Source organism: Nostoc sp. UHCC 0252, assembly GCF_034931145.1.
In the GTDB taxonomy this organism is placed as follows: domain Bacteria; phylum Cyanobacteriota; class Cyanobacteriia; order Cyanobacteriales; family Nostocaceae; genus Nostoc.
The window spans coordinates 55,440-63,002 of sequence record NZ_JAYGHE010000048.1; the positions used below are offsets into that span (position 1 = coordinate 55,440).

At 41.9% G+C, this 7,563-nt stretch carries 5 protein-coding genes; 1 reads left to right on the forward strand and 4 read right to left on the reverse strand.

Going from position 1 to position 7,563, the window contains the following annotated elements; translation table 11 throughout:
• Positions 1-48: 48 nt before the first annotated feature.
• From VB732_RS23425 to VB732_RS23435, 3 genes are all read right to left on the reverse strand, one after another.
• Complete coding sequence (locus tag VB732_RS23425) at positions 49-2,622, reverse strand: choice-of-anchor D domain-containing protein (RefSeq protein ID WP_323233297.1); 2,574 nt, start codon at positions 2,620-2,622, stop codon at positions 49-51.
• 1,255 nt (positions 2,623-3,877) lie between these two features.
• Entirely contained in the window at positions 3,878-4,720 is an 843-nt protein-coding gene (locus tag VB732_RS23430) for a M56 family metallopeptidase (RefSeq protein ID WP_323233302.1), read from the reverse strand.
• Complete coding sequence (locus VB732_RS23435; protein WP_323233298.1) at positions 4,720-5,139, reverse strand: BlaI/MecI/CopY family transcriptional regulator; 420 nt, start codon at positions 5,137-5,139, stop codon at positions 4,720-4,722. Before VB732_RS23435 ends, VB732_RS23430 begins: the two co-directional genes overlap by 1 nt.
• A 550-nt stretch (positions 5,140-5,689) precedes the next feature.
• Between VB732_RS23435 and VB732_RS23440 the strand changes: the two genes are divergently transcribed.
• On the forward strand, positions 5,690-6,430 hold the full coding sequence (locus VB732_RS23440) for a 2-phosphosulfolactate phosphatase family protein (protein WP_323233299.1): 741 nt from the start codon (positions 5,690-5,692) through the stop codon (positions 6,428-6,430).
• 175 nt (positions 6,431-6,605) lie between these two features.
• Here VB732_RS23440 and rfbD read toward each other — a convergent pair whose 3' ends face one another.
• Positions 6,606-7,490, reverse strand: coding sequence for a dTDP-4-dehydrorhamnose reductase (gene rfbD, locus VB732_RS23445; protein ID WP_323233300.1), 885 nt, complete (start codon positions 7,488-7,490; stop codon positions 6,606-6,608).
• Positions 7,491-7,563: the final 73 nt, after the last annotated feature.

A 7,563-nucleotide genomic window follows, 5' to 3' on the forward strand; every position in this document is an offset into this window, starting at 1 on the left:
AATCGATTCATCTTTAGATTATACTTCCACTCAATTGACCCGACGCAACTATGCTTGAATGATGAAGTCGGAGGCGGTTAGAGTGGGCGTACCAGTAAGTTGTGCAAATTGACCACCAGTACCGAAACCAGCAGCGCTACCATTTTGATTGTATAGTAACTGCCCAGTCATCGGGTCATAGACAATCACAGCATTACTAGCTGCCCCTAAACTGGTGCTTTCAAAATCACTAGCCTTACTAAAACCAGTTCCCACAACCGAAGTAATGGCATTAAAGGTAGTCTTACTTAAAACAATCTTGTCACCTTGAGAACGATTGAAGTCAGCAATAGTATCAATACCCACACCATCGCTCGAAAAAGCAGCATTGCTGTTGAAGCTGAAAGCATCAGCACCCAGACCACCAATGAGAAGATCATTGCCTTCTCCACCCATAAGAGTGTCATTGCCTTCTCCACCCATAAGAGTATCATTACCTTTCCCACCAATCAGAAGATCATTGCCAGTATTACCTCGCAGTAGGTCGTCACCACTCTTACCATTGATGGTGTCATTACCTCCTTGTCCATTAATCACATCGTTGGAGTTGTCAAAACCAACAATGTTATTGTTCAAGTCATTCAGGAAGGTGACAGTATTTGCAGTGAAAATGCTAGTTTGAGTAGAGTTAGCATTAATCACATCAAAACTGTCAGTAAGACTGGTTTGCCCGTCAAATATGATATTACCGACGGCGGCTCTTGTTGATGATGCGCCTAAGTTTTCCAGGTTTTCTAACTGAAAGTTTTGTAGAGTGACTTGGGTATTAGCCACATTTTCAAAGGTGACTTCTAAATTGTTGCCATTTTGAGTTAATTGCAGATTCCTCGCGGTCAAGCCAGCCCCAATAAATTGTAAGGTGTCTACTTTGGCAATCACCTCCGCCGAAGGGTTTGGGTTAGTACCTACACCACCAAAGTCTGTGATGATGTCATTGCCATTGTTTAGCTTAGTAACAAAGGTGTCCTTTCCGGTTGTGCCATTAATAACTTGAGTTTTGGTTTGAACTGTACCACTAATGGCAAAGTCAAAGGGGCTTTCGTTACTATCGTTGTTGCCTAAAATTAGAGTGCCACTATAAGTTCCAGGTGTAGTGGTATTGAGTGCCACTTTGATGGTAGTGGAAGCATTCGCAGCCACACTCGTCGGAAGAGTTCCGACCAAACTAAATCCGTCGGGAAGTTTCAGAGTACTCAGGTTGAGTGCAGCTGTACCAGTGTTCTTGATAGTAAAAGTTTTGGTCAAGGTGCTACCAGCAATGACATTGCCAAAGTTAATGGCTGTAGTGCTGCCATCTGCAATGTCAACTGTGCCATTGAGAAGTTGAATTTCGGGAGCGCTAGTAATGCGAGGGGCTTCGTGGGCACCAATATCAATCAATGCACTGCCATTGCCATCACCATCCTGGGGAGTATTTGTATTACTACTATTGAAAAGATTGGAACCAGCATCGATTGCAGGACTTCCAGTTTTGAGTGCAAAATTTCCTTTGGCGGCATCAACAAATTGGGGATCTTTACCCAAAATATTCTGTAATGTGGCTTTTAAATTATCTGAGGCTTGGAATTCAGAAGAGTTATAAACAAGGTTGCGATCGTAAGTTATATTTTTAGCATCGTATATAACGTTGGCCCTTTTATCGTCGCTCCCATACATGATGTTGTTGTAGACACGTATATTTTCTGAGAAAGTTGTAGAAATCTCTCCACTCGTTGTAAGAACACGAGCATTCTGATAAGTCGTGTTGTTGACAATATCTACATTCGTCGCTTTGAAAGCATTGATGCCAGAGCCACCATTGTTATAGACTGTATTATTGGTAATTAGAGCTTTACCGCTATAAGCGGTACTATTATTAGTCTTAATAGTAGTGTCAAGCATAATACCGTGACCTTCAGTGATTTTGCCAGCTTCGTGCCACGGAACTAGACTTTGATTGTCGTAAACAATGTTGTCTCGAAAAATCATTCTGTAGTCAGTAGTATTACTATCGTAATTAAAACTACGGAGAGCACTGATTCCTTGACAACCCCAAGGCGAGTACCAAGCGTTCCCAGAAACAATATTTTTCTCAACGGTAATGTAGTCTGTATTGCCAAATGCTATCCCTCCACCCGGGAAATTACTGACTTTATTGCCAGAGATAACAATATGATGGGAGTTAGTACCGCCAGCACCTTTATCATCTTTCCAAGCTTTGACATCAATACCACTACTATTAGTTAAAGAGTTGTTGAGGTTGTCCTTTTGTTGTAATGCATATTCTAAAGTTATATTTTCCCGATTGCCTTCTATATCAAGTCCTTCAATTCGTACATAAGATGAACTAAATACAAGAATGCCACTTCCCGTTGTTTTGATTTTGGGTGTATGCCCTGGGTACGCTTTTATTGTTGTCCAGTTGTCTGGCGAACCATTTTTGTTAAAAAGCATCGCTCCTTTTTCATAATTCCCATTCATAACGTAAAGCGTGTCGCCTGTTTTCATCTCATATACAGCTCTGCCCAAAGAGCGAAATGCAGCGCCTTCGTTCAAACCATTATTCTTATCACTGCCTGTTCCAGAAACGTAGTATGTAGCCATTTGTTTACTCCGAATATGTGTAAGGGAAATTGGAAGTACATCTGTGCAACCTAGAAAGTTGCTGAGTAGTTATTTGAATGGATAATTCGTCTGGAATTTTCAGACAGTCGAAGTTGTCCAATCACGACTTGAAATCGCATCGGTTATAGAAACGCTGTTGTCAAACTGAAAACTTTTTCTCCTGTCAACCGTGATGGTTTAATCAGGGATATTGATACAGTCAGTATTTTTTATTGAGAACGCTTGGACGACTAGTATCTTGATATGCAACGCAAAGCCGGAGACATTTCTTGTCTTCTATGGGCTTTTTGTCAGACATCCTGTGATGGAGTCGAACTGAACTGTATTTTTATCTGTGCAGCAGCTCGCTGCTCTTTGTGAACCAGCTATATTAGCTGCTATATATTGATAGGATGCTCATAAATTGGCATAGTAATTCCTCTGAACTTTGCCCGTTGTTTTAGGTCAGGAAGTTGCCAAGTCTGCATGGTAAAATGCACCTCCGAACTGATAACTAAGGATTTAAAGTTACAGTGGTTAAAGTTAAATTGGTTGAAACTTTAGTAGGTTAACCCCTCAAGTTAAGGGAACTAATGTAACAACTTAGTCGAACCTGTTGTAAACGGTGTAACTGAACTTTGTTAACTGAATTAAAAATAACCTTTACAAATAGCACTTGGTATCAGTGAATGCTCGGAACCTTGTAAGTTTTTTTACAACAAAGCTAAAAAAATATGGAGATACCTTGGTAAAATCCTGTTAATTTTTGGAGCGATATGAGAATAAAGAGCGCTTTGTGCAAGGTTTTGATGAAGTTTATCTAAATATTTGGCAGGCTATGCCTACATCAAGCAATGACCATCTCGCTAACCAATAGGTTGTCATAAATTTATTTGTTGCGCTCAGGACACGAAGGAAGAGGGTTTTAGCCCGATGATGAGAGATTAAGGAATATCTATAGTAGGAGTCTGATGTCGTTTTTTTATTAATTATTTTTTTATATTAAATAGCTCCGCACCGTAAGGGCAATTCACGAATTACCCTTAAAGAAAATGTAAATTTTTATACTTATATATTTGGTATGTTCTGTCAAAACGTAAGTTTAATTCTCTATAAAGATGCACTTAACCTTTATTAAACGAACCACAAAGGACGTATAGACAAGGAGCGGTTTCCCGTAGGGTAGGGTGTAAAGGAAGAAATTAAGTTAATAATTTTCTTGTGCAACTTTATAGAGAATTGGTATAAATCCCACTTAACTATGAAATACTACAGTCACTAAAGGTAGGAAAGCTAAGATAAATCCATGCCAGGAATGCAATTGATTTGCTGCGGTTGGTTCTGGTGGTGCTAATAAAGCTTCTACTCTTTGTTCTAAACGATCGCCAACACCAGAGGAACCCAATGCAGCACAGCAAATTTCCGATAATACTGGGCTGGTACTGACCACTAATAAGAGTGATTCCGCTAGGACTAGAGGATCTACCTGCAAGGCTGCATAACCGTCGGCACGGAGTTCGCGCAGAGCTAACAGTTCCTCCCATAAAGACTCTGTGTTTGGCAACCAGATGGTGCAGGAACGCACCCAACCCAGCCAAAAAAACCAGAACGTATCTCTATAATAATGATGCCCTTGCTCATGGGCTAAGACGCTTTCTAAATGATTTGGTGAGAGAGTTTGCAGTAATCCCTGGCTAATCACTAATTCGGGTTGCCAAAAACCAATTTGACCCGCAAACAACGCACCTGTTCGCAGTAACCTGGCTCGTTTATCCCCCAAATTTACCAGAGGATAGTTACGGGCAGATTCTACAGACTGCCAACCCTGAAAGGCAAGTTTAATGCATGAAATGGCAAAAAATGCCAAATAAATTAATGCTAATAAATAGCTGATGGAGCCTGTATACATCCCGCTCATTTGTCCTTGAGGCCCCATGAATAGCACAGCGATCGCAGTCATGAAAATTAGCAAGGGCGGGAAGAGGAACAAAAATAGCGATCGCTGCCACCGCATATTCCAATTGCCTTGGGGTTGATTCCAAGAGGATCTTAACCACCAGGAAACTGCCAAAGTAATCAAAATCATCATCAGATGCATCATTTTTCCTCCCTGGCTTGGCGTGCTGATTGAATGCGTTTGGCGATCGCTTCTATTTGCTCACTAGCTGCTTCATCTAAGCTATCAGCAAAGGCAGCAACAACATCGGGGTTCCCCACTGCCAGAAATCGCTGTAACTGCTCATGAGCTTTGATGACTTCTGATTGCTGCTTACTCAGCATTGGCCGCCAATAGAATGCCCGCTCTTTTTTGTCGCAGGCTAGCCAACCTTTATCAGTGAGACGACGTAAGACGGTGGTGACAGAAGTATAGGCTAATTCGCGGTTCGGATCGGTCAGAATGCGATCGTGTACATCCTTGACTGTGGCTGAACCAAGTTCCCAGATAATATTTAAAATTTCCGCTTCCAACGGGCCTAAAGATAGTTGTTTAGGGCGGTAGTCGGGTAAAGGTGCCATAGCGATTTTGATGGGGGAGTTGGGAAGAGAGAATGGGTAAATATCCGTTTGGCTGTGATTTTTTCTGCTTTTAGAAAGGCTGTTCTTGTTTTAGATTACAAGATAGTGCAGCAATTCTAAAAGTCTAAAATCATAAAAATGGGCTTTTTGAGTTAAGGATTAGGACTTTTAAGATTTACTTAGGACTTACGTACTATACAAAAGATTTATATTGTGTATCAACGTAAATATGGCGTTTCAGTTGCTTATTAATCATTTTTTAATGGGAAATGGACTTGCGCGGTAGGGGCAATTCATGAATTGCCCCTATCTGACAAACAGCGTTTTGGCAACTCGAAAGGACTTGTGTGTGCAACGTAGCCTACAAGAAGAGAGGTTTTCCCAATACCGCGAAGCAGATTTTTCGCATTTCCATGTATGTATTAAATGAGTTACATTATGCATTTTGATGCTAAAAAATTCTCTGAAAATAATTGTGACTATAGATAGTGACACCAACTAGGTAGAATATTATTTGCAGCAGTTGTATTAAACCAGGTGTATCCAGCGCGTGAAGCTATTCGTATATCACACTCCTGAATTGACTCCAACGGGTAAAGCGCCAGAATGTGCGATCGCAGTCGATGTCTTGCGAGCCACTAGCACAATAGCGACAGTTTTGGCAGCTGGAGGCGAAGCTGTACAAGTATTCAGCGATTTAGACCAGTTAATTGAAGTTAGCGAAAAATGGCCCTCGGAAAAACGGCTGCGGGCTGGAGAACGCGGCGGTGCAAAAGTACCTGGTTTTGAGTTGGGAAACTCTCCCCTCGACTGCACACCAGAATTAGTGCATGGACGGCGTTTGTTTATCAGTACCACAAATGGCACTCGTGCCTTACAACGGGTACAAGACTCCCCAAATCTTTTGGCAGCAGCCTTGATCAACCGGGCGGCGGTAGTGCAATTTCTTCTAGAAAAACAACCAGAAATAGTGTGGATTATCGGTTCCGGCTGGGAAGGCAGTTTTTCCTTAGAGGATACAGTTTGTGCGGGTGCGATCGCCCATAGCATTTTGCAGCAAACCAAGTTGTCACCAGAAGACTTAGCTGGTAACGATGAAGTAGCTGGTGCGATCGCTCTTTATTCTCAGTGGAAAGATAACTTATTAGGATTATTCCACCAAGCTAGTCACGGTCAACGATTGTTACGTCTTGACTGTCAAGAAGATTTAAAATACTGTTCCCAAACAGATATTTTAGATGTCTTGCCTATACAACATGAGAAGGGAGTTTTAAAAAGCCAAAGGAAATAGGGAATGGGGAATGGGGAATGGGGAAGCAGAGGGACAAGGGGACAAGGGGACAAGGGGACAAAAGTTTAGAACTTACAACAAGTCTTTCGCCTTGTCCCCAATTCTCCTTGTCCTCTTTCCCAATTCCCAATCCCCAATCCCCAATCCCCAATCCCCAATCCCCAATTCCCAATTCTCAATTCCCAATTCCCAATTCTGTGAGCATTTGGCGGAGTCTTTGTCGCCAATGAGGGGGATAAGTCCCTATTATTGTGGAAATTTTTCGACAAGCAAGCACAGAATAGGCTGGGCGACAAGCTGGTGTGGGATATTCAGCAGTTGTAATGGGGACAATACGTTCAACTTTTAAAGGAAAACCTAGCTGTTGGGCTTCTTCAAAAATCGCAACGGCGAAGTCATACCAGCTAGCAACACCGCTATTAGTGTAATTATAAATGCCGCTAATTTCTGGGGTTAACTGGGGAACTGTCTGGGCTATGACTGCGGCTATATCTTGTGCCCAGGTCGGGCTACCAATTTGATCGGCGACAACACGAAGTTCTTGGCGTTCTGCACCTAGCCGCAGCATGGTTTTGACAAAATTACTTTTGCCAAAAGTTCCATAAACCCAAGCAGTGCGGAGGATGAGGTGATGGACGCAAGTTTCCTGAATTGCTTCTTCTCCAGCAAGCTTGGTTTTACCATAAACACTCAAGGGGTTAGTTGCATCGGTTTCTTGGTAAGGACGATACCCATTACCATCAAAAACATAATCTGTCGAAATATGAATTAGAAAAGCCCCTAATTTTCGGCTTTCTTGGGCAATAATTAGGGGTGCAGTAGTATTAATTGCGGTAGCAAGTTCGGGTTCGCTTTCTGCTTTGTCCACAGCAGTATAAGCAGCAGCGTTAATGATGATTTGCGGTTGCTTTGATCTGATAAAGTTACGGAGAGTATCGGGTTGAGCAAGGTCTACTGTAGGCCGTGCTACAGAAATAATATCGCCATAAGATGGAAGTATTTGTTGCAGTTCCTTACCAACTTGACCGTTGCTACCAATCAGCAAAATTGATTTTGTCATTTGTCATTTGTCATTTGTTATTTGTCATTTGTCCAAGAGAAGCCACTCCACTCTTTGTTTGAATTAGTTCGAT

Coding starts and splice junctions, on each gene's coding strand:
- rfbD (WP_323233300.1), bottom strand. CDS start 7,490: ATGACAAAATCAATTTTGCTGATTGGTAGCAACGGTCAAGTTGGTAAG.
- VB732_RS23430 (WP_323233302.1), bottom strand. CDS start 4,720: ATGCATCTGATGATGATTTTGATTACTTTGGCAGTTTCCTGGTGGTTA.
- VB732_RS23435 (WP_323233298.1), bottom strand. CDS start 5,139: ATGGCACCTTTACCCGACTACCGCCCTAAACAACTATCTTTAGGCCCG.
- VB732_RS23425 (WP_323233297.1), bottom strand. CDS start 2,622: ATGGCTACATACTACGTTTCTGGAACAGGCAGTGATAAGAATAATGGT.